Raw genomic sequence first — 17,344 nt, 5'->3', positions numbered from 1 at the left:
CCCACCGGGGGCCCGCCCTGTCGAAGACTGCGCCGCTCACACGTAGACGATGCGGACCACGGTGACCATCAGGACGGCCTTCGCCACGTAGTACCGGATGACCACGCCGGCGACCGTGGCCTCCCGGCGGTCCTGCTCGCCCTTGATGGGGGTGGAGCCGTGCGCGTACGGGTCGCCGGCCAATCTCGTCATGCCGGCGTCGAAGGGGGCCCGCACCGCCGCGGGCATCGAGCGGCGCGCAGCGTCGGCGGGCGGGGCGTACTGGACGCGGTACCGGCTCACGCAGCCCCAGCCTCATCGTCCTCGGCCGGCACCGCGCCAACGTCCTGCCCGGCCTCAAGCAGCGCGAACAGGGCCTCGTCCTCGTCGTCCGCGCCGGCCTGCGCCAGCGCCCACCGAGCCACGACGGCCGGCAGGTCCGCGGCCGCGGCGTGCTCAACCTCGGCGTCGAAGGCCTGCGCCTGGTCATCGTCGAGCGTCTGCCGCACAGTGGCGATGGTGCCGGGCAACTCCACCAGCTCCCCACCGACCACGGTCTTCAGCGTCGCATCCACCGCGGGCTCCTCTCGTCTACCAGCCACGGTACGCCGCCCCACCCGCCCAGAACCCGAGAACAGCGCCACCACCTACCCTCGCACCATGCCCTCCTCCTCGAGCCGGCCGAACCGGCGCATGAGCGCTAAGGCGGCGCGGGCCGTCATCGAAGCCGCCGACCTCGTCAAAGCGCCCGACCACCGCGACACCAGCCGTTGGGAAGTCCGCAGCGGCGACCTGCTCCTCGGCCACGTCGAACCGTCCTACGGCGGCGCCAGCCGATCAGGCCGCAACGGGTGGATCGGCCGATCCGCGCAGACGCTGATCCCCACACGGCGTTGCGCTACTCGACAGGAGGCCGCCGCCGAGGTGCTGCTGGCGTGGGAGCGGCAGGCGACAGCGCCGCGACCCTGAGACGCTCGATCGTCGGCGAGCGAAACCCTCCCGGAACGGGGCGCAGGGCTCTAGCCTGCTGGTATGAGCGTTGCGGTTGATCTGCCCCAGCAGCACGCACACCAAGCCCTCCAGCGCCTCCTCGCCGCCGGCGCCGCCGCGGGACTGCCCGCGCTTCAGTGGACGATCGGCGAGGACGGCCGGCTTACCGGTGACGCCACCGGCCTGACCCGCACCGCCGAGCAGCAGCGCGCCGACCTCGAGGCGTGGGCCCGGCACCTGCGCGTCATGGTGCGGCGGACCGACGACGACCTGGGCGCCGTCCACCTGCGCGCCACGTTCAGGCGCCGCGTGCAGGGCGTGGAACTGCGCGGCCGGCTGGTAGCCACGCTGTTCCCGGCCGTGTAGGCGCCGTTCTGTCAGTGCACGCTGCCACGCTACGTGCGGACATGTCCGATACGAGCCTGGAGCAGCGCCATGGCCACCACCCCCACCGTGCCCCCGCCCGCGGCCACACTCCCCATCGACGCAGCCACCTGCATGCGGCACCTCGCCACCGCCATCAACAACCCCGCCGCCCTGCCGCTCGTCGACATCGCCGCCCTGCTCGACGCTCTTGAGACGCTCCTGGCCGAGACCGCGGCGCCGGTGCGGCACTGCGCGGCCGGCATGCGGCACCTCGAGGAGCAGCAGTCCCTCCAAGCGGTTGGCGGCGGCGGGGTGGAGCCCGCGGTGTCGGGGGTGCTGCGCGGCCTTCTGACGGCCGAGGAGGGGCTGGCCATCGGCCGTGGCGGACTGCGTGAGGCGAAAGCCGCCCTGGCCTCCCTGACGGCCGCCTCGGCGCCGGCGGCGGGCTGAGACGGTCACATCAGGTCGGGGCGCAGCCGCCGCACCGTGACGTGCCGGTGCCGCGTCGTCCCGACCTCCACCTCCACCGGCACGTCCACCCCCAGCGGCCGGTAGCGGGTCCCGTCCCGCAGCACTCGCACCGGACCCGCCGCAGCGACGTCGGCGGCGCCGGCCGTCTCGAGGGCCTGCGCCAGCACGCGGGCGGTCGGCAGATCCAACGGTGTCGACAGCAGCCACCGCCCCTCCACCTTCACGATCAACCGGTCCGGGCGTTGCGGCCGGCCCGTGTACCCGACCGCCGCCCCGTCACCGAGCGCCGCGTGCCGGACCTTTACCCAGGACCGTCGGCCTGCGGGGTACCGCTCCGTGACCCGCTTCGCCACGATGCCTTCGATCCCCTGGGGTCGTAGCGCGTCCATCCACAGCAGCGCCTCCCCTCGGTCCCGGGTGGCAAGGACGGGCTCGAGGGGCGGGCCGAGCGGCGCCAGGACGTCGAGCAGGGCCTGCCGGCGGGTCGAGTAGGGGCGTGCCCGCAGGTCCGTCCCAGCGACCGCCAGAGCGTCGAACGCGACGAGGGTGGCGGGGAGTTTGGCGGCGAGCCTCGCGGCCCGTGTGGGGCCGCTCAGGGCCCGCTGCTGCACCGCCTCGAACGACACCACGCCCTCGTGGAGCACGACTGCCTCCCCGTCCAGCACTGTGCCTGACGGGAGCGCGGCGGCGGCTTCGGCGAGGTCCGGGAACGCCCGGGTGACGTTGCGGTGGGAGCGGCCCGCCTGAAGCGTCACCCGCGCCTGCTCATCCACGGCGAGGACCGTCCGGTGGCCGTCCATCTTGACCTCGTAGGCCCAGGTGCTGCCGGTGGGGAGGTCCGCGGCTGGTGCGGCGAGGGCGACGGTCACCGGCAGGGGGATGGGCGTGGCGGGCATGTCTCGGCAACGACGTGGGTGGCTCGGCGTCACAACCAACCCCGAAAACGTATTGCATCACGCAATACGTTTCGGTAGAGTGGGGACCACCCACCAAGGAGGTGCCCACGCAGGGGCCGGCCGCCAACCCCCAGACGACCGGCCCCACCCGCACCTAAGTCGGGGGAACGCCAAGCGCAACCCCCGACACGATGAACCCACTGCACCCGAGGAGACCGCCATGCGCCGCACCGTCACCACCGTCACCGTGAACCACTTCACTGGCACCTCCCGCGGCGGCTTCACCTTCGCAGAGGTCACCCTCCTCCTCGTCCGCATGACCGCCGCACAGGTCACCGCCTGGCAGTGGATCGGCGACATGCGGAACGGCACCGAGCCCCTCGAGGGCTGGGAGATCCGCGACACCACCGGTGCCCTCCTCGGCGCCATGCTCCCCCTCGGCCACCGCGCCCACCGCCTGCACGTCGAGGTCTACAACCCGACCACGGCCGACTTCTACTACGCCGGCCAGACGACGGACGCCATCCACACGCAGGGCGTCTCCGCCGTCCTCGCCGCCTACACCGCCACCGTCGCCCCCGTCCCGGACGGGAAGGACTTCACCCTGGAGGAGCCGCGCCTCGTCCTCGAACGCTCCGACTGCTTCGCCGGCGTTTGCCCCGAGGACTGCCCGGCCTGCGCCGCAGACGACCTGGAGTGCACGGGCCCCTTCTCCGCCGCGGCCTAAGCCGCACCAACCACAGGGCTTCACGTGCCGCACCGGCACGTGAAGCCCACCGCCCACCAGATCAACGCCTGAGGAGACCGCCATGGACCCGATCCGCTCACTCGAAACCGTGTACGGCCCCATCCCCACCCACATCGCAAGCGCCATCCACGACGCACGCGACGCCAGCCAGCGCTTCCGGTGGGCCAACGCCGAGCTGCGGTCCAGTGACGACCGCGCCTGGAGCGACATGGTCCTAAGCGAGCGCAGCGACGCATTCCGCGCCCTCGGGGTGGCCGTCCGCGCGATCGAGCAGTACAGCCCCGGTCTGGCCACGCGCGCCGTCTTCGCCTGACCGGCGGCCTGGTTGCCGCCCGGGTGCACGTCCCGCACATGCACCCCACGAGACGCCCAGACCCGAGGAGCACCAGATGACCGACACCCCCGAGCAGCGCCGCGCCGCCGAACTCCAGAAGCGTGCCGACCGCCTCAAGGCCGACTTCGAGGCCCGCACGAAGCGCAACCATGACCTCTACGGCCGCTTCGCTGGCGGACAGCCCCTTCTCCCCGGGCACCACTCCTACCGCTCCGCGCGCCGCGACAAGCGCCGCGCCGACGCCCACTTCGAGCGCACCATCGACGCCTACAAGGCCGCCGAGAAGGCCGAGCAGGCGGCGAAGTGGGCCAAGGCCAAGGCCGACGCACAGGCCAAGATCACCGCCGTCACCTCTACTCGCGCCCGCCCCTGGCAGCCCTCCGACTTCCAGGTCGGCGACATCGTCACTGTCCGAACCTTCCAGACCAGCCAGGACACCTACCGCGTCAAGCGCGTCAACAAGAAGACGCTCACCCTCGACGGCGGTGGAGGCGGCTGGGACGACCCCAAGCGCACGTATGACCGCGTCCTCTCCCGTACCCGTGACGACATCACCATCACCAACCCCGCAGACACCGACGAGACCGCCCAGGAGGCCCAGTGACCACGAGCACCGAGACCACCCCCAAGACGGCGACCATCACGCTCGACGCCGCCAGCAGCGACCGCGAGTATCCCGCCTACCAGCTCAGCATCAACGTCATGACCAGCGAGACCAACGGGCATGGCTACCGGCTGATGGGCCCCAAGTACTCCGGCCGCAGCCGCAACCTGCGCACCATCACGCTGACGCAGCGAGACGCCGACGAGATCCGCGCCGTCCTCGACGAGGTCTTCCCCCAGCCCTGATCGTCTGGGCGCCGCCCGGGTGCACGTCCCGCACGCGCACCCCACGAGACACCCAGACCCGAAGGACACCCGTGATCCGAGAAGACCGCTTCCTCATCTCACGCAAGCCCTACGCCATCGACCTCAACACCCTCCGCGTCAGCACCCGCGAAGACACCCCGAAAGGACGCAACCCCTACTACGTGACCTGCCGCATCAACGCCGTCTGGTTCCGACGACGCCGAGGCGCCACCGTCGCCTGCATCGGCGAACTCTGGGACCTCCAGTACCCGGAGCCCGCCACCGCCCGCCAGTTCCTGGACCAGCACAACGACGGCCGGTACGGCGGCGACTGTCACGGCCGCTGGGACGGCACCGGCTACTGGGGCGCCGAGAACCCGGAGGTGCAGGAGCAGCACCTCGCGATCCTCCGCCCGATGCTGGCCGGCTTCCCCGTCATCCCGGACGGCTACGACGGCTGGTGGCGCTTCTGAGCCAGCCCCGCACTGCCCTCAGCCCTGGCGCTCAAGCCGTGGCGCGTCGTAGCGCACCAGGGCACCACCCACCCCCGAAGGAGTAGCCGTGATCCAGCCGTCGCCGCTCACCGACATCACCCGCTACGAGGTGTCCGTGCTCCCTGCCGACGACATCAACCGCCGGTACTTCACCCTCTACGTCGAGAAGACCCGGCGCGGCAAGTGGGTTGTGACCGACGGGCACGGTGGCTATGACCGCGATGGCAACTGGACTCCCGGCCTCACCAGCGGCATCGAGTACGCGGACGTCGAGGACGCTCTGGCCCTCGCGCGGCGTCTCGCGCCCAACGTGACAGTCAACGGACACACCGCGACCGACGCCTACCACCGCACGCAGGCGGAGCGGCAATGATCGGCACTCCTCGGGTCGGAGAGGGCATATCTTTCCGTGATGCGTGCGCGTTCATCTCCGAGTGGCACCGCCACCACAAGCCACCCCGCGGATACAAGGCATGCGTCGGCGTAGCCACCCACGACGGCGCCCTCGTAGGCGTCGCCATCATCGGGCGCCCCGTCGCCCGACACCTCGACAACGGCCACACCCTCGAAGTGACCCGTGTCGCCACCGACGGCACCCGCAACGCCTGCTCCATGCTCTACGCCGCCTGCTGGGAGATCGCCAAGGGCATGGGCTACAGCCGCCTCATCACCTACACCCAGCAAGGAGAAGGTGGGGCTAGCCTTCGCGCCGCCGGGTGGCGCGTAATTGCCGAGCGACCAGCACGACCTGGCTGGGACCGCCCCAGCCGTCCTCGTGAACTCACCGGCACGGAGAACGTGCCCCGCTACCTGTGGGAGGCAGCATGACCTACTCCCAGTTCTCCACCTCCGACCAGCTTCTCGCCGACGCTAAGCGGGGCCTCGGCCTGCCACACATCGTCGCCATCTGCGGCAGCACCCGCTTCATGACCGAGATGGCCGACGCCGACTTCCAGCTCACCTGGGCTGGCAACATCGTCGTCAAGCCCGGCGTCGACATGAAGAACCCCCGCCCCCAGTGGGCCAACCCGGCCGAAGCCGAGGCAGGTAAGCAGCGCCTGGACGACCTGCACCGCGCCAAGATCCGCCTCGCTGACGAAGTGCTGATCGTCGGCGACTACATCGGGGACTCCACCCGCGCGGAGATCACCTACGCCCGCAGCCTCGGCAAGCCCGTCCACTTCACCCACCCCGAAGTCGACCCCGGAGAGCAGCCGTGACCAACACCGCGCAGCGCATCGCCGACCTGGAGCAGGAACTGACCGAAGTGACGGCCCAGCGGGACGAGGCGCGCCGCCAGGTGAAGACGCTCGACAACGCCCTGGGAGCAGTCACCGGCCAGTGCCGCAAGGCCGAGTGGGAACGGGACCAGGCGCAAACCGCCCTCGAGCGGGTGAGCACCCTCGCTGACCAGATGCGCGACGAACTCGCCGCCCTCCGCCCCAACCCCGACCACCACGTCTACCTGTCCACCGGCTGTCTGCACGGCGAGCACGGCTACTGCCAGCGGCACACCGGCCTGTCCGGCGCCAAGACGCCGGCACAGTGCAAGTTCTGCGCCGCCCCGTGTACCTGCCCGTGCCACAGTCAGGCGTGAGCGTCACTGTGCCTGTTGGGTGGTGTGGCCGAGAACTGCGGCAGGCATTCCGGGAGTAACCGCCGTAGAACATGGCGAAACGCGACCACACCACTCGAACGAGTGAGCGAAGAAACGAAACCGCGCGCGGTATACCAGTAGTCACCACATGCACAGGCCACGTAAACAGAGAAGGCCGGTGCCCCAGTCGGCAGGCTGCGAACTACCGCCCGGGGCAACCCGGCACACACGACAGGCACCCCCGTAACCCGCCTTCGACCAGCAGGGCGGCTGCTGCCCCACCCCAACCGGTCGAGGACCAGCATGGCCGGTGCCCAGGGCAACCACCACTGCCAAATCTTCACGTGAACAACTGACCGCACCACAGCACTAGAAACGCCCCAACAGGGCGTGATAGGGGGACACAGCACCACATGAGCGTCGAAGCACTCAAGGCACTCTGCGAGACCGCCCGCGAAACCGCCGGCATCCCCACCCAGACCGACGTCGACCAACGCGCCGCATGGTCCGTAGGCACCTACAGCGCCGTCATCAACGGCCGCAAGAAGACCCCCAGCTTCGAACTCCTCCACGACATAGCCCGCGTCCTCCACCTCACCGAGGAAGGCTGGGCCCACATGTGCTCCCTCGCCCGCGGCCAGAACCCCCCCTACGCCCTCTACGAGCACTCCGGGCGCACCGTCGACCCCGCGTGGCTGTCGTACATCCACGGCATCTCCCACCCCGCCTACGTCATCGACCCCTCCTGGAACCTCCTCGCCTGGAACGCCACCTTCGCCGCGATCTACGAGGGCCGGGACTGGCCGGACAACATGATGCGCTGGATGCTGCTGTCCGACGACGCCCGCGGCAACCCGGCACAACCCGACCTCGTCCCGATCCTCACCGACTGGGAAACCGCCTGGGCCCCCTACGTCCTCCCCCAGCTCCGCGCCGCCCGCGCCCACCACCCCAAGGACCAGACGCTGGAGGAGCTGGAGACCGCTGTGCTGCGCGACCCGCGCACCGGGCCGCTGTACGCGCACCGCGCCTACGACACCGCCCAACCTGACGGTTCGGTGCGCCCCCAGTACTGGCCGCCCACCGGTGAGCACGGCTGGGTGCGGATCTGCGCCGCCGAGTTGCTCGGCTGCCCCGGCGCCCGCTTCATGGGCACCGTCTTCACCCCCGGGCCAATGCCAGCCGCGGACACCTGTAACGGACACCTCGCCCCCGGGTTGGCATCGTGAACGAATCGGCACTTCACCGGGGCAATCCCGCCATCATGACGACCGTAGGGTAAAGGTCTCGCCAACAGACCGGGGGGCACGTCATGCCTGCTCATGTCACACAACCAGCCGTCGTCCACGGCCAGTACTGGGCCAGCACCGCCGACATCCTCGACAACATTCGCGCCAACACTGCGCAGGACGACGGTGCACCGCACCCCAAGTTTGCGATATGGGAGCGCGTCATCCGCAACAGCGGCGTGCAGCGCCGGCCCCTCGCCCAGCCGCTGGACGCCCCCGTCGTGTCCGGCGCCACCGGCCTCGAGGACCGCAACGCCGCGGCTTGGGCCGCCACCCAGGACATGGCCGAGCAGGCCGCACGACAGGCCATCGAACAGGCCGGCATCACCCCCGGGGACATCGACTCCGTCATCACCTCCCACACCACCTCCTGGGCCGTCCCCCAGCTCGACATCACCCTCATCAACCGCCTCGGCCTGCGCCCGGACGTGCGCACCACGGCTTTGGCCACGTTGGCGTGCGTGGGTGGCACCAAGGCCCTCGGCAAGGCCGCCGATGACGTCGCCGTGCACCCGGGCGCCCGGGTCCTGGTCGTGGTGTCCGAGGCCATCACGAGCATCTACCACCACGCCGACCAGACCACCGAGTCGCAGATCTACAAGGCCCTGTTCGGCGACTCCGCCGGCGCCTGCATCGTCACCGACACGCCGCTCCAGCCGGGCCTGGCGATCGACGCGCACCGCCAGTACGTGCTGCCCGACTCCGCGCACAACTCCTACTGGGGGCGCCTCGACACCGCGGGCTTCCACTTCGACTCCACCAAGGCCGCCCTGCGCGGCCCGAAGGATGTCCTCCCGGACGTCGTGGAGTGGCTCAAGACGCTGGACCTGGCGGCGCCGGACTGGGCCCTCGTGCACGCGGGCGGGCCGGCCATCATCAGCGCCGTCCAAGCCGGGCTGTCCCTCTCCGACGAGCAGGTGGCGCACACGTGGGCGTCGCTGGCCGAGAACGGCAACCTCGGCGGCATCAGCGTGCTCGACGTGCTGCGCCGCACCCACACCACCCCGCCCGCGCCCGGCACCCGCGGCCTCGCCCTCTCCTTCGGGCCCGGTTTCACCTACGCCACCCTCGCCGGCACCTGGACCACGTGACCACCCCCGGGCCTGGCCGCACCAGGCCCGCGAGGGACCAAAGTGACCCAAGACCCGAGTCACGGCGCCGGGTCGCTACCGAACACGTGACCGGCCAGGAGTAGGCTCCCGTGAAGTGAGCCACGACTTTCCCGACGATCTCGTACAACTCCGGCGCGAAGCGGACAAGACCCGCGCCGACCTCGCCGCTCTCCTCGAACGCCTCCCCTGGTCCACCGAACCCATGGACGGCTGGGAGCAGGGCCCCGAACGCGGCTACTGGCGCGAACGCCGCAAGGACTCCTCCCCCGGCTGGACCGACGAGGAGAAGGCCCAGGTCGCCGAACTCCGGGCCCGGCTCAACGACCTCGTTGATCAGGTGCACACGCACCCCTACTGGGACACCCTGTCCGGCGCGGGCCTCGTCAAGGCCCGCGGCGCCCTCCGCCACGTCGACGACCCGAAGCCTGACGACGGCGAGGGCTGAGTCAGAGCGCGTCGGCCACGGGGATACGGCGCGTTAGGGGCGCTCAGGGCGTTCCCGCAGGGCGCGGCTGACGGTCGACTGGTTCACCCCCAGCACCTTCGCGGCCTGCCGCTGCGAACCGGTCAGGTCAGCCACCAACGCGATCCGCTCTGATCGATCCCGCGCTGCTCGCTCCAACCGCCGCTGAGCTGAACGCAGTTCCAGCTCAGCCTTGGCATAGGCGAGGAACGCGGCCACCTCCTCGTCCGAGTTGAGTTCGGCGTACAGCGTGACGCGGGAGAAGTCCCCGGTGTCCCGGAAAGTGTGCTCTTCCCGGGTCGCGAGGGCGGCGAACGCAGCAGCAGCCTTGTCCGCGTCGTCTGGGGCCGGATGCAGCGTCTCGGAACCGATGCCGACCACGTCGGACACCGCAAGAAGCGGGGTGGAGCCGTGCATGGCGCGGTCCATCCAGTGCTGGGAGGCCGCGCCCTCGCCGATGTCGTCGTCTGCGATGAAGAGCGGCTCGGCGCGGCCGTTGACAGGGTCTACGGAGTAGGCGACCAGGGTGTAGCCCGTCTCATCGTCGGCGTAGCGGCTACCGATCGGGATGCGGTTGGTGATTTTGAAGCGTGAACGCTCAGTGATTGGCGTAGGCATCGTGGCTCCTCAGCGCTTGTTGATCCAGTAGCGGGCGTTGGTGCAGGCATTGAGGACGGCGTGGAGGGCGATCAGGTAGTCGGCCTCGGTGGTGTGCTCGGTGTAGGCGGCGGTCCCGAGGAAGTCGCCGGCGTGGAGGGGGTCGCGGCCGAACATGGTCGGGGTGGCGAGCCGGTAGGTGGCGCGACCGGTGGGCTGGCCGCTCTCGTCGTCGTGGGTGACGAGTTGGAGGGCGGCGGCGATGCGGCGGTCGCGGATGTCCCGGGCCCAGGCGACTTGCTTGTCGCTGCCGGTGAGGTTCGGGAGGACGAGCTGGCTGGTGATGCGGGTCTGGATGACAGTGGCGGCGCGGGCCTGGCGTGCGGTGTCCAGGGCGATGAGGCGGCGGCGGTGGGCGCGGAGGCTGGTCGGGTCAATGTCCCACCGGCCGGCAGTCTTGGTGGCGGTGATGACGCCGCGGCGGCACCAGTTGCGGATGGTGGCGACGGTGACCTTGCTCTTGGTGGCGGCGGTGGTGGCGTCCATCTGGTCCCCCTGGGTGCGTCCCTTGATGACACTATGATGCACCCCCCGCATCACAGTGTCAATGCGGGGGGTGCATCAGTTGAACCGTCCGCCCTCCTCGGACCGATTCGGCCCTCTCACGGCTCCACGGCCGCCTAGACTCCGGTCCTCGCAGCAGAGAGGGGCCCACCGATGACCGCGCCAGACGACACCACCCTCCCCGCCGAACCCGAGACGGAAGCCATCGTCGAGAAAAAGCCTCTGCGGCGCGGCGTAGCCGACCGGTGGAACAGCCTCAACCTCGCCGGCAAGGTGGTCGCCGTCGGCGGAATTGCAGCCGCGCTGGCTACCGGCTACCTCGCCTACGCCACCACCGACGACCACGACGCGGACGAAGAACACGCGACGGGCGGCGCCACCGCCGCGGACGCCTCACTTCCCCAGCCCACCGAGCCGGCCGACCTACCCCGCGCCGCGCCTCAGTACAAGGCCGTCGAGTGGCCGGTCCGAGACCACATGCGCAAGGGCCGCCCCGTCCGCGGCCACACCCGGCAGCGGCGTAAGCCCCTCGCTGAGGCTGGCGAGTAGCGCCCGGCGCCGCGGTTCAGCTGGCCACGGGGATGCGGCGCGCCACGTCGAGGGCGAGGCTCTGCGCGACCTGCCCCACCTCGTCCCCGCCGGCTCGCGACACGACGAGGACACCGAGCAGTTCCACCAGGGCCTGCGCCTCCCCTGCGGTCAGGGTGACGGGCCGAGTGGCGAGGCTGTCCGGCTCGGCTTCGATCAGGGCGTGCAGGCGTTCCACGTCGACATCCACGCCCTGCCCAACCTGGCCGCGGGCGGGTCGGTAACGGCGGAGTCGCCCCGTCCGCCCGGCGGGTGGGTGCACACTGGGTGTGGGCCCGTCGTGCATCCCCCGTCGCGACGGGCCCACTGTCGTACCCCGCTGGCACACTGAGCAGGTCGTCCGGGGGTGAAGCCAGGGAACTGGCTCCGTCCTCGCACTAGTCGGCCCCGCGCCTGGCGGGAGCACCGCGACGAGGACGCCCGGAGACAGCGACGCCCCTCCCGCCTGCACGGGAGGGGCGCACTGCGTGTGCGGCCGGCTCACGGCTGCTTCCGAGCGGTACCTCCGCTGCGCCCTTCGGCGATCTGCTGCGCGCGAGAGCGGGTGATACCGAGAAGCGCGGCCACGTCGGCGTGACTGTTGCCCTTGGCGCGGAGTTCGAGGACTGCTTCTTGCCGGGCGGTGCGCGCGCTCTTCTGGAGGCCGGGGACGGCATCGAGGAGGGCGGTGGCGGCGCGGGCCCGTTCGGTGGGGTCGGTCAGCGCGTTGATGTCGGAGATGAGCTGGGTGAAGGCGTCGGCGGGGGTCGTCATGGACACCAGTGTACGGGGAGGGTTGACACCTGTACAGCCTCCCCGTACAATTGAGTCATCACCAACCGAGAGGGGGTGAACGACAAATCAACAGCGAGTTCTGGGTGGCCTTAGGCGCCGTCGCAACAACCGCGAACACCCTCGCCGCACTCATCGCCCACTGGGCAAAGATGAAGAAGGGCAAGGGTCGTCACCGGAAGGAGTGACAGAAGAGGGGCCGGAAGTAGAGCTAGTACCTCCGGCCCCTCCACCCAGTCTCGCACGACACCCAGAAAGGAGGAACGCCATGCAAACAGCCACTTGGTCAACCCTGATCGGCGTGCTACTGCTGCTCGCCACGATCACCGCAGCAACCGTGGCCGGCGCCGGCGCCACCTGGATGTGGGTGGTCTGGGCGATCCTGGCCGCCATCAGCGCCAGCCTCGTCGTGGCAGACCGCCGGCACCGCAGCTAGCCGACACCATGAAGGGCCCACCGTCACCAGGCGGTGGGCCCTTCAGCACGTCTGCGGCGCGTCTCGTAGGGCGGCCGGTCACCGGTACTCCGGCAACACCACCGCCACACGCTCCGCCAACGCCCGCGCGGCGCCCGGGTTGGGCCGGCCCACGTTGCCGCGCAGCACGGTCAGGAGCCGCTCCGGAGGCACGACGTGCACGGGCGTCGTACCGGGCAGGGTGAACCCGATGCCGGGCTGTACGGGAGCGTTGTGGGGAACGACGAGCGGTGTCACCGGCACGCGCAGGAGCTCCTCCACGCCGTCGGCGAGTCGGCCGACCTTCGCGACTTCGTCGGTGACGTCCGCAGACTGGTAGAGGACGTGCCTGCCAGACAGCCGGACAGGGGCGGAAACGCTCCACCACTTGGAGTCGAGGAGGAGCACCTGCGTGTCGGGGGCGACCAGGACGTGGTCGAGGTTGGCCCGGTCCCAGATGCGGAGGTCGTGGAGCAGCATCCAGCCCTCGTGGGCGAGCGGGGCGACGATGCGGGCGGTGGCCTTCTCGCCCAGGTGACCGGCGCGCCACTTGCCTGCCTGACGCCCCTTCTCTGCCATGGCGGCGGTCTCCAGGCCGACGGCTCGGGCGATGTGCTGGAGGGGGCCCAGACGCCCCACGCGGGCAGCCTGAGCCGCGGCGGACCGGCCCGCGGTCACGCAGTCCCCCCGACCGCAGCGACGCCGGCGGCGATGGCGATCCAGCCCTTGTGCCACGCCTGGTCGATGCGGTAGCCGGCCTGCGGGTCGTGTGTGAGCCATTCGCCCTTGCCGATCGCGTGGGCGGCGCGGACGAGGCGGGTGGTCGGCTGCTGCTTGGGGTTCTCGGCCCAGCGTCCGCCGGAGCGGTCGGCGGCGTAGTGGGTGGCGGCGGACAGGGCGAGCCCGGCGAGGGCCCAGCGGGTGTTGAGGCCGAGGCGGAGTCCGCGGTTGGCTGCGGTGAGGGCGAGGGCCTGGGTGAGGGTGTACGACGCGACGTGCCGGAGGCACGCGGCCCTCCCCTCAGAGCCGGGGTGGCCCTTGGTGGTGGCGTCGCGGTCGACCTGGACGAGGTGGTCGGCGACTTCGTGAGCGGCGGTGAGGATGGCGTAGGTGGCGGCGTAGCGGGCCGCGCGGGATGTGGGCACGGTCGTCTCCTTGTTACTGGCTGGTTTGTGTGCGACCTGCGGAAACGCGGCACTCAGGCGGCGTGGATGGCGCTGGCAGGCACGAAGCCTCGGAGGATGCCGAGGGCGACGGCGTGGGCGCGGTCGCGGGCGCCGAGCACGGCGTGGATCTGCCGCATGTGGGTCTTGACGGTCTCGACGGACAGGACGAGGTGTTCGGCGATCTGCTGGTTGGTGTGGCCGTTGGCGGCGAGGGTGAGGATCTGTATCCGCCGGGGGGTCATGATGCGGAGGAGCTGGGGTTGGCGGGTGGTGTGGAAGGTGAGGAGGGGCCCGCTGCTGGTGTGCGGCGGGCGCACGGGCGCGGCAGTCGTCATGCGGTCTCCCCGGGCAGCGTGATCTGGACCCAGTGGTCGCAGTCGCAGGCGTACGTGTAGTCGCTGTAGTGAGCGCCGGTGCAACTGCCTTCCCTCTTCCACTCGGCGCGTACGGGCACCGGGTCGGAGTAGGTCAGATCGGTCCAGTCGCCCCAGTTCGGGGGCTTGCCGCAGGTCGCGTGGCGGAGGGAGACCTGCCCCTCTTCGATGGCCATGAGGTACTGGTCGTCGGGCTTCTGGCAGGCGCAGCTGCCGTCGTCGACGTCGGGTTCGGTCTGGTCGCCGTCGAGCAGGTGGTCGAAGTTGAGGAGGGGCATGGTCGGCTCCTGATCGGTTCGGTGGTTGGTCACGCGGAGGCCTCGCGCTGTTTGCGCTCCCACTCCGCAGTGAACTGCTGGGCCCGCTCGGCGGCCGTCCGCCCTTCCGCGAGCCACTTCTGGAACGTGTCGGGGTGGGCGGCGATGTGCTCGGCGACCCAGTCCATGTGCTCTTCAGGGTCGGGGCCGTCGTCGAGCGGGCCGGCGAACCAGGTGGCGATGTCGGCGGCCTGGTCGGGGGCGATCTGGTGGAGGGAGTGGAGGGCGCGGGTGAAGCCTGCGGCCATGGTGCTGGTGTGGGCGCGCCATCCCATGGCGGCGGGGTGTCGGGGGCTGGGTGAGGAGATGGACGCAACGTAGGTTTCGCCGAGGTTGGCGAGGAGCGTCTCAGCGGTGTCGGGCATGGTCACGCCTCCTGGGTCTGGGTCTGCTGCGGTGGGATGTAGGTGCGGCCCCGGTTGTAGTGCGGCACCGGGTCGGACACGGGGAGCAGGACGCGCTGGTCTGGGTTCATCACCTGGAAGGCATCGTCGTAGTAGGTGGGCTCCGCCTTCTGGTGGGTGTCCATCCAGTCGCGGAATCCCTCATCCCACGGCGGCATGGGTGGCTCACCGTCGGTCTCCCACACCTCCGTGATGCCAGCGAGGAGCAGTTCCTCGGCGGTCATCTCGTTGACGATGTGCTCGGTCGCGGCGGTGACCTCGTATGCCTCGGCTTGCGGGATGTGCTGGAAGGCGTCGTCGAGTTCGTTGAGGCAGGCGACCATGCGCTGCTGCCAGTCGGTGGGCATGGACTGGAGGAGGGTGCGCGGGAGGACGGCGTAGTTGCTGTAGGACAGGCCGAACCAGGTGTGGATGGGGCCGTTGGTCGGGTGGAGCTGCGGGTTGCGGTCGGGCATGGTCAGTTCTCCTTGGTGGTGGCGTGTTCGGGGCAGAGGTCGCGGCCGTCGCGGGTGCGGCGCCAGCCGCGGGTCTTCAGGAGGCGGCGGAGTTCGCGGTGCGTGTGCGGCTCGAAGCGGACCGGCCAGTGGGCCTCGGGGTACTCGCAGCCGGGGTGGTCGCACAGGAGAATCAGGTAGGCATCCGCGCTCACGAGGTCAGTTCTCCTTGAGCAGGTGGGCGGAGAGGGCGCGGAGCATGTTCTGGTGGCGGCGCCAGGCGGGCGGGAGCGGGGTGGTGCCGTACACGTTCCGCGGTGTCGGTATGGGCCGGACGGGCAGCGGGTCGCGGGCTTCGAGGCGGGCCCAGACGCCGGCGGTGCGCCACTCGACGGCGGTGATGGCGGGCTCGGTGTAGTCGAGGGTGGGGCGCTGTCCGTCGTCGCCGGTCGTGATGAGGGGGCCGCTGCCGAAGTTGAGGAGCTGCTGGACGGCGTCGGGGCCGTGGAGGCGGGCGGTGACGATGGGTGTGCCGTCGGGGGCGGTGGTCGTGGTCCAGGGGCCGATGGTGGCGGGGTGGGCGCGGTGGGTGTTGTGCAGGGCCCAGGCGCGCTCGGTCTGGTGCTGGGCGGCGAGCTCGGGGCAGACGGCGGTGTCGGGCATCAGACTCCTCGGCTGGTTGGGGTCGGTTAGAAGTCCCAGATGAGGGCGGGGGTTGCGGGGTGCGGGGGTTGGCGGTGGTCCCACCACACCCACCTGCCGTCGGGGCGCTCTTCGGCCCACGCCCAACCGGCCTGGAGGTCGCTGGCGGTGACGGTGTCGGGTTCCGAGGGCCACGCGTCGGAGCGTGCTTGCGCGGTGATCGCCCTCGCGGCGGCTTCCCGGTGGGTGGTGAGGGCCAGGATGGTGGGCCAGTCTTCGGTGCCGGCGTGGACGATGGTGATGCCGTGCTGGGTGCCGCTCGCGTCGTTCGGGCTGAGAGCGTGGCGCGGGTGAGGGGGTGCGGGGGTAGTCATAGAAGGGGCCTCCTCGTCGGCAGCAGGTTGGTCAGGCAGCGGTGTGGCGCAGTTCGCGGGCGCGGCGGCGAGCGATGACCCGCGGGTGGTGGGCTTCCTTGGCGTCGGGGTCTATGCCGATGGCCAGGGCGAGCTCGCGATAGTGCTGCTCTTGCTCCGCCTCGCTCCAGCCGGTGGGGGCGACCCAGTCCTTGACGCCGAGGGGCGTGTCCTCGGCGGGGGCGGGAAGCGCCTGCAACTCGTGGCGGGCTGCCAGCGTCTGCTGCGCCATGTGCACGCGCCTGCGGCAGGCGACGCGGCCTTGGCAGACGTAGATGTCGGGTCCGCCGGAGTTGTTGGTGACAGGCAGGAACTTGATGACGCCGATCCGGCCGCACTGGGCGCACTGCCTGGTGTCGCGGTTGGCTTCGACGGGCGCCTGCACAGTGGTGGTCATGCGGTCACCGTCTGCGCGAGTTCGCGGGGGATGACGAGGAGGAGGGTGTCGGGGCTGTAAGGGGTGCAGCCGTCGACGGTGACGTATCCCTGGTCGGTGCGGAGGCCGCAGTGGTAGTGGTGGTCGCACCAGTCGCAGTGGTTGGGGTTGAAGGGGCGGGCGCCCTGGTTCTGGGGCTTGGGGGTTCCGGCGAAGTACCCGGTGTGTTGGGCCCGGTCGGTGCGGGGGGTGAGGTCGACGTTGTAGTGGGGGTCGCAGGTGCCGAGGAGGACGTCGCCGGGGCGGATGTTGGTGGCGGGGGCGATGCGGACGTAGTGGGGGTTGAAGGAGTCGGGGGTGGGGGTGGCTACCCTCCAGCCGTTGAGGCGGTCGGTGGGGGCGGTGACGATGACGTGGTGGAAGGGGATGTCGACGGCGGTCATGGCGGTCTCCTGGCGTTCGTCGGGACCGGGTGGTGTGGCTCTTCGAGCATACGATTTCGTATCGCATTGTGCAATACGTTATGACGGATTGGGGCAACGCAAAGGGCCCGCCCCACACGGACGCTGTTGGTTAATTCGGGCCCTGCTTTGCCCCGTCGAGCGTCAGCTCGACGGGGCAAAGTGCTGCGAAGTGGCTGGTGCGGGTGCGGGCCC

The 17,344-nt window shown here is 70.6% G+C and carries 35 protein-coding genes; 17 read left to right on the top strand and 18 right to left on the bottom strand.

Translation table 11 applies throughout. The annotated features are described in order from the left end of the window. Nucleotides 1–36 precede the first annotated feature (36 nt). Together ACFV3R_RS25120 and ACFV3R_RS25115 are read right to left on the bottom strand one after the other, a co-directional pair. Nucleotides 37–282 carry a hypothetical protein gene (locus ACFV3R_RS25120; RefSeq protein ID WP_385587381.1) on the bottom strand — a complete coding sequence of 82 codons (246 nt, stop codon included), beginning with the start codon at nucleotides 280–282 and terminating at the stop codon, nucleotides 37–39. Then, nucleotides 279–554 (bottom strand): hypothetical protein, encoded by a 276-nt coding sequence (locus tag ACFV3R_RS25115; RefSeq protein WP_385587378.1) that lies wholly within the window; start codon nucleotides 552–554, stop codon nucleotides 279–281. Before ACFV3R_RS25115 ends, ACFV3R_RS25120 begins: the two co-directional genes overlap by 4 nt. Before the next feature lie 85 nt (nucleotides 555–639). Here ACFV3R_RS25115 and ACFV3R_RS25110 point away from each other — a divergent pair, with 85 nt between their 5' ends. From ACFV3R_RS25110 to ACFV3R_RS25100, 3 genes are all read left to right on the top strand, one after another. Beyond that, nucleotides 640–948: a hypothetical protein gene (locus ACFV3R_RS25110; RefSeq protein ID WP_385587375.1), complete on the top strand. Its 309-nt coding sequence runs from the start codon at nucleotides 640–642 to the stop codon at nucleotides 946–948. Between the two features lie 63 nt (nucleotides 949–1,011). Further along, nucleotides 1,012–1,335: a hypothetical protein gene (locus tag ACFV3R_RS25105; RefSeq protein ID WP_385587372.1), complete on the top strand. Its 324-nt coding sequence runs from the start codon at nucleotides 1,012–1,014 to the stop codon at nucleotides 1,333–1,335. A gap of 69 nt (nucleotides 1,336–1,404) precedes the next feature. Continuing rightward, on the top strand, nucleotides 1,405–1,785 hold the full coding sequence (locus ACFV3R_RS25100) for a hypothetical protein (RefSeq protein ID WP_385587369.1): 381 nt from the start codon (nucleotides 1,405–1,407) through the stop codon (nucleotides 1,783–1,785). A gap of 5 nt (nucleotides 1,786–1,790) precedes the next feature. Here the strand turns inward: ACFV3R_RS25100 and ACFV3R_RS25095 are convergent, their stop codons facing one another. Further along, nucleotides 1,791–2,702 (bottom strand): ATP-dependent DNA ligase, encoded by a 912-nt coding sequence (locus tag ACFV3R_RS25095; RefSeq protein ID WP_385587366.1) that lies wholly within the window; start codon nucleotides 2,700–2,702, stop codon nucleotides 1,791–1,793. A gap of 220 nt (nucleotides 2,703–2,922) precedes the next feature. On the opposite strand from ACFV3R_RS25095, the gene ACFV3R_RS25090 reads away from it, so the two are divergent. The 12 genes from ACFV3R_RS25090 to ACFV3R_RS25035 all read left to right on the top strand — a co-directional run bounded on the left by ACFV3R_RS25090 (nucleotide 2,923) and on the right by ACFV3R_RS25035 (nucleotide 9,570). Further along, nucleotides 2,923–3,429 carry a hypothetical protein gene (locus ACFV3R_RS25090; RefSeq protein WP_385587363.1) on the top strand — a complete coding sequence of 169 codons (507 nt, stop codon included), beginning with the start codon at nucleotides 2,923–2,925 and terminating at the stop codon, nucleotides 3,427–3,429. Nucleotides 3,430–3,538: 109 nt separating this feature from the next. Continuing rightward, nucleotides 3,539–3,763, top strand: coding sequence for a hypothetical protein (locus ACFV3R_RS25085; protein ID WP_385587360.1), 225 nt, complete (start codon nucleotides 3,539–3,541; stop codon nucleotides 3,761–3,763). Between the two features lie 76 nt (nucleotides 3,764–3,839). Continuing rightward, a complete protein-coding gene (locus ACFV3R_RS25080) occupies nucleotides 3,840–4,388 on the top strand; it encodes a DUF3560 domain-containing protein (protein ID WP_385587357.1) in 549 nt (182 codons plus the stop codon). After that, nucleotides 4,385–4,633, top strand: coding sequence for a hypothetical protein (locus ACFV3R_RS25075; RefSeq protein WP_385587354.1), 249 nt, complete (start codon nucleotides 4,385–4,387; stop codon nucleotides 4,631–4,633). The genes ACFV3R_RS25080 and ACFV3R_RS25075 overlap by 4 nt, the downstream gene beginning before the upstream one ends. A 71-nt stretch (nucleotides 4,634–4,704) precedes the next feature. Further along, complete coding sequence (locus tag ACFV3R_RS25070) at nucleotides 4,705–5,106, top strand: hypothetical protein (RefSeq protein WP_385587352.1); 402 nt, start codon at nucleotides 4,705–4,707, stop codon at nucleotides 5,104–5,106. Between the two features lie 88 nt (nucleotides 5,107–5,194). After that, the gene (locus ACFV3R_RS25065; protein ID WP_385587349.1) at nucleotides 5,195–5,500 is read left to right on the top strand and encodes a hypothetical protein; all 306 of its coding nucleotides are present in this window, start codon (nucleotides 5,195–5,197) and stop codon (nucleotides 5,498–5,500) included. Then, nucleotides 5,497–5,955 carry an XF1762 family protein gene (locus ACFV3R_RS25060; RefSeq protein ID WP_385587346.1) on the top strand — a complete coding sequence of 153 codons (459 nt, stop codon included), beginning with the start codon at nucleotides 5,497–5,499 and terminating at the stop codon, nucleotides 5,953–5,955. Before ACFV3R_RS25065 ends, ACFV3R_RS25060 begins: the two co-directional genes overlap by 4 nt. Further along, complete coding sequence (locus ACFV3R_RS25055) at nucleotides 5,952–6,347, top strand: hypothetical protein (protein WP_385587343.1); 396 nt, start codon at nucleotides 5,952–5,954, stop codon at nucleotides 6,345–6,347. Before ACFV3R_RS25060 ends, ACFV3R_RS25055 begins: the two co-directional genes overlap by 4 nt. Beyond that, on the top strand, nucleotides 6,344–6,724 hold the full coding sequence (locus ACFV3R_RS25050) for a hypothetical protein (protein ID WP_385587340.1): 381 nt from the start codon (nucleotides 6,344–6,346) through the stop codon (nucleotides 6,722–6,724). The genes ACFV3R_RS25055 and ACFV3R_RS25050 overlap by 4 nt, the downstream gene beginning before the upstream one ends. Nucleotides 6,725–7,137: 413 nt before the next feature. Next, nucleotides 7,138–7,953, top strand: a complete 816-nt coding sequence (locus tag ACFV3R_RS25045) for an XRE family transcriptional regulator (RefSeq protein WP_385587337.1) — start codon at nucleotides 7,138–7,140, stop codon at nucleotides 7,951–7,953. Between the two features lie 83 nt (nucleotides 7,954–8,036). Beyond that, nucleotides 8,037–9,104 carry a PhlD gene (locus tag ACFV3R_RS25040; protein ID WP_385587334.1) on the top strand — a complete coding sequence of 356 codons (1,068 nt, stop codon included), beginning with the start codon at nucleotides 8,037–8,039 and terminating at the stop codon, nucleotides 9,102–9,104. A gap of 115 nt (nucleotides 9,105–9,219) precedes the next feature. Then, entirely contained in the window at nucleotides 9,220–9,570 is a 351-nt protein-coding gene (locus tag ACFV3R_RS25035; protein ID WP_385587331.1) for a hypothetical protein, read from the top strand. A gap of 33 nt (nucleotides 9,571–9,603) precedes the next feature. Here ACFV3R_RS25035 and ACFV3R_RS25030 read toward each other — a convergent pair whose 3' ends face one another. Both ACFV3R_RS25030 and ACFV3R_RS25025 read right to left on the bottom strand, forming a co-directional pair. After that, entirely contained in the window at nucleotides 9,604–10,206 is a 603-nt protein-coding gene (locus ACFV3R_RS25030) for a hypothetical protein (RefSeq protein WP_385587328.1), read from the bottom strand. Nucleotides 10,207–10,215: 9 nt separating this feature from the next. Beyond that, nucleotides 10,216–10,773 carry a hypothetical protein gene (locus ACFV3R_RS25025; protein WP_385587326.1) on the bottom strand — a complete coding sequence of 186 codons (558 nt, stop codon included), beginning with the start codon at nucleotides 10,771–10,773 and terminating at the stop codon, nucleotides 10,216–10,218. A 129-nt stretch (nucleotides 10,774–10,902) separates the two neighbouring features. On the opposite strand from ACFV3R_RS25025, the gene ACFV3R_RS25020 reads away from it, so the two are divergent. After that, on the top strand, nucleotides 10,903–11,298 hold the full coding sequence (locus ACFV3R_RS25020) for a hypothetical protein (RefSeq protein ID WP_385587323.1): 396 nt from the start codon (nucleotides 10,903–10,905) through the stop codon (nucleotides 11,296–11,298). Between the two features lie 16 nt (nucleotides 11,299–11,314). On the opposite strand, the gene ACFV3R_RS25015 is transcribed toward ACFV3R_RS25020, so the two are convergent. Further along, a complete protein-coding gene (locus ACFV3R_RS25015; RefSeq protein WP_385587320.1) occupies nucleotides 11,315–11,527 on the bottom strand; it encodes a hypothetical protein in 213 nt (70 codons plus the stop codon). Nucleotides 11,528–11,817: 290 nt separating this feature from the next. After that, on the bottom strand, nucleotides 11,818–12,090 hold the full coding sequence (locus tag ACFV3R_RS25010) for an RNA polymerase subunit sigma-70 (RefSeq protein WP_385587317.1): 273 nt from the start codon (nucleotides 12,088–12,090) through the stop codon (nucleotides 11,818–11,820). A gap of 286 nt (nucleotides 12,091–12,376) precedes the next feature. Between ACFV3R_RS25010 and ACFV3R_RS25005 the strand changes: the two genes are divergently transcribed. Then, a complete protein-coding gene (locus ACFV3R_RS25005) occupies nucleotides 12,377–12,544 on the top strand; it encodes a hypothetical protein (protein WP_385587314.1) in 168 nt (55 codons plus the stop codon). Between the two features lie 78 nt (nucleotides 12,545–12,622). Here the strand turns inward: ACFV3R_RS25005 and ACFV3R_RS25000 are convergent, their stop codons facing one another. The 11 genes from ACFV3R_RS25000 to ACFV3R_RS24950 are packed head-to-tail and all read right to left on the bottom strand — an operon-like array spanning nucleotide 12,623 to nucleotide 17,131. After that, nucleotides 12,623–13,201: a nuclease-related domain-containing protein gene (locus tag ACFV3R_RS25000; protein ID WP_385587311.1), complete on the bottom strand. Its 579-nt coding sequence runs from the start codon at nucleotides 13,199–13,201 to the stop codon at nucleotides 12,623–12,625. A gap of 35 nt (nucleotides 13,202–13,236) precedes the next feature. Beyond that, on the bottom strand, nucleotides 13,237–13,707 hold the full coding sequence (locus ACFV3R_RS24995; protein ID WP_385587308.1) for a hypothetical protein: 471 nt from the start codon (nucleotides 13,705–13,707) through the stop codon (nucleotides 13,237–13,239). Between the two features lie 53 nt (nucleotides 13,708–13,760). Further along, nucleotides 13,761–14,063 carry a response regulator transcription factor gene (locus tag ACFV3R_RS24990; RefSeq protein WP_385587305.1) on the bottom strand — a complete coding sequence of 101 codons (303 nt, stop codon included), beginning with the start codon at nucleotides 14,061–14,063 and terminating at the stop codon, nucleotides 13,761–13,763. Next, nucleotides 14,060–14,380 carry a hypothetical protein gene (locus ACFV3R_RS24985; protein ID WP_385587302.1) on the bottom strand — a complete coding sequence of 107 codons (321 nt, stop codon included), beginning with the start codon at nucleotides 14,378–14,380 and terminating at the stop codon, nucleotides 14,060–14,062. Before ACFV3R_RS24985 ends, ACFV3R_RS24990 begins: the two co-directional genes overlap by 4 nt. Before the next feature lie 29 nt (nucleotides 14,381–14,409). Beyond that, nucleotides 14,410–14,784 carry a hypothetical protein gene (locus tag ACFV3R_RS24980; RefSeq protein WP_385587299.1) on the bottom strand — a complete coding sequence of 125 codons (375 nt, stop codon included), beginning with the start codon at nucleotides 14,782–14,784 and terminating at the stop codon, nucleotides 14,410–14,412. 2 nt (nucleotides 14,785–14,786) lie between these two features. Continuing rightward, on the bottom strand, nucleotides 14,787–15,278 hold the full coding sequence (locus ACFV3R_RS24975; RefSeq protein WP_385587296.1) for a hypothetical protein: 492 nt from the start codon (nucleotides 15,276–15,278) through the stop codon (nucleotides 14,787–14,789). A 2-nt stretch (nucleotides 15,279–15,280) separates the two neighbouring features. Beyond that, on the bottom strand, nucleotides 15,281–15,472 hold the full coding sequence (locus ACFV3R_RS24970) for a hypothetical protein (protein WP_385587293.1): 192 nt from the start codon (nucleotides 15,470–15,472) through the stop codon (nucleotides 15,281–15,283). 4 nt (nucleotides 15,473–15,476) lie between these two features. Further along, entirely contained in the window at nucleotides 15,477–15,920 is a 444-nt protein-coding gene (locus ACFV3R_RS24965; protein ID WP_385587290.1) for a hypothetical protein, read from the bottom strand. A 26-nt stretch (nucleotides 15,921–15,946) separates the two neighbouring features. Next, on the bottom strand, nucleotides 15,947–16,273 hold the full coding sequence (locus ACFV3R_RS24960) for a hypothetical protein (RefSeq protein ID WP_385587286.1): 327 nt from the start codon (nucleotides 16,271–16,273) through the stop codon (nucleotides 15,947–15,949). 31 nt (nucleotides 16,274–16,304) lie between these two features. After that, nucleotides 16,305–16,709 (bottom strand): hypothetical protein, encoded by a 405-nt coding sequence (locus ACFV3R_RS24955; protein WP_385587283.1) that lies wholly within the window; start codon nucleotides 16,707–16,709, stop codon nucleotides 16,305–16,307. After that, nucleotides 16,706–17,131 (bottom strand): hypothetical protein, encoded by a 426-nt coding sequence (locus ACFV3R_RS24950; protein WP_385587280.1) that lies wholly within the window; start codon nucleotides 17,129–17,131, stop codon nucleotides 16,706–16,708. Before ACFV3R_RS24950 ends, ACFV3R_RS24955 begins: the two co-directional genes overlap by 4 nt. Nucleotides 17,132–17,344 lie beyond the last annotated feature (213 nt).

The organism is Streptomyces sp. NPDC059740 (genome assembly GCF_042733155.1).
In the GTDB taxonomy this organism is placed as follows: domain Bacteria; phylum Actinomycetota; class Actinomycetes; order Streptomycetales; family Streptomycetaceae; genus Streptomyces.
The sequence above is the reverse complement of the archived record's forward strand: the minus strand, read 5'-3'. Positions and strand labels throughout refer to the sequence as shown.

Coding starts and splice junctions, on each gene's coding strand:
- ACFV3R_RS25095 (WP_385587366.1), bottom strand. CDS start 2,702: ATGCCCGCCACGCCCATCCCCCTGCCGGTGACCGTCGCCCTCGCCGCA.
- ACFV3R_RS25105 (WP_385587372.1), top strand. CDS start 1,012: ATGAGCGTTGCGGTTGATCTGCCCCAGCAGCACGCACACCAAGCCCTC.
- ACFV3R_RS25110 (WP_385587375.1), top strand. CDS start 640: ATGCCCTCCTCCTCGAGCCGGCCGAACCGGCGCATGAGCGCTAAGGCG.
- ACFV3R_RS24980 (WP_385587299.1), bottom strand. CDS start 14,784: ATGCCCGACACCGCTGAGACGCTCCTCGCCAACCTCGGCGAAACCTAC.
- ACFV3R_RS25080 (WP_385587357.1), top strand. CDS start 3,840: ATGACCGACACCCCCGAGCAGCGCCGCGCCGCCGAACTCCAGAAGCGT.
- ACFV3R_RS25045 (WP_385587337.1), top strand. CDS start 7,138: ATGAGCGTCGAAGCACTCAAGGCACTCTGCGAGACCGCCCGCGAAACC.
- ACFV3R_RS24960 (WP_385587286.1), bottom strand. CDS start 16,273: ATGACTACCCCCGCACCCCCTCACCCGCGCCACGCTCTCAGCCCGAAC.
- ACFV3R_RS24990 (WP_385587305.1), bottom strand. CDS start 14,063: ATGACGACTGCCGCGCCCGTGCGCCCGCCGCACACCAGCAGCGGGCCC.
- ACFV3R_RS24975 (WP_385587296.1), bottom strand. CDS start 15,278: ATGCCCGACCGCAACCCGCAGCTCCACCCGACCAACGGCCCCATCCAC.
- ACFV3R_RS25090 (WP_385587363.1), top strand. CDS start 2,923: ATGCGCCGCACCGTCACCACCGTCACCGTGAACCACTTCACTGGCACC.
- ACFV3R_RS25010 (WP_385587317.1), bottom strand. CDS start 12,090: ATGACGACCCCCGCCGACGCCTTCACCCAGCTCATCTCCGACATCAAC.
- ACFV3R_RS25055 (WP_385587343.1), top strand. CDS start 5,952: ATGACCTACTCCCAGTTCTCCACCTCCGACCAGCTTCTCGCCGACGCT.
- ACFV3R_RS25060 (WP_385587346.1), top strand. CDS start 5,497: ATGATCGGCACTCCTCGGGTCGGAGAGGGCATATCTTTCCGTGATGCG.
- ACFV3R_RS25005 (WP_385587314.1), top strand. CDS start 12,377: ATGCAAACAGCCACTTGGTCAACCCTGATCGGCGTGCTACTGCTGCTC.
- ACFV3R_RS24950 (WP_385587280.1), bottom strand. CDS start 17,131: ATGACCGCCGTCGACATCCCCTTCCACCACGTCATCGTCACCGCCCCC.
- ACFV3R_RS25020 (WP_385587323.1), top strand. CDS start 10,903: ATGACCGCGCCAGACGACACCACCCTCCCCGCCGAACCCGAGACGGAA.
- ACFV3R_RS24965 (WP_385587290.1), bottom strand. CDS start 15,920: ATGCCCGACACCGCCGTCTGCCCCGAGCTCGCCGCCCAGCACCAGACC.
- ACFV3R_RS25030 (WP_385587328.1), bottom strand. CDS start 10,206: ATGCCTACGCCAATCACTGAGCGTTCACGCTTCAAAATCACCAACCGC.
- ACFV3R_RS25100 (WP_385587369.1), top strand. CDS start 1,405: ATGGCCACCACCCCCACCGTGCCCCCGCCCGCGGCCACACTCCCCATC.
- ACFV3R_RS25040 (WP_385587334.1), top strand. CDS start 8,037: ATGCCTGCTCATGTCACACAACCAGCCGTCGTCCACGGCCAGTACTGG.
- ACFV3R_RS24955 (WP_385587283.1), bottom strand. CDS start 16,709: ATGACCACCACTGTGCAGGCGCCCGTCGAAGCCAACCGCGACACCAGG.
- ACFV3R_RS24985 (WP_385587302.1), bottom strand. CDS start 14,380: ATGCCCCTCCTCAACTTCGACCACCTGCTCGACGGCGACCAGACCGAA.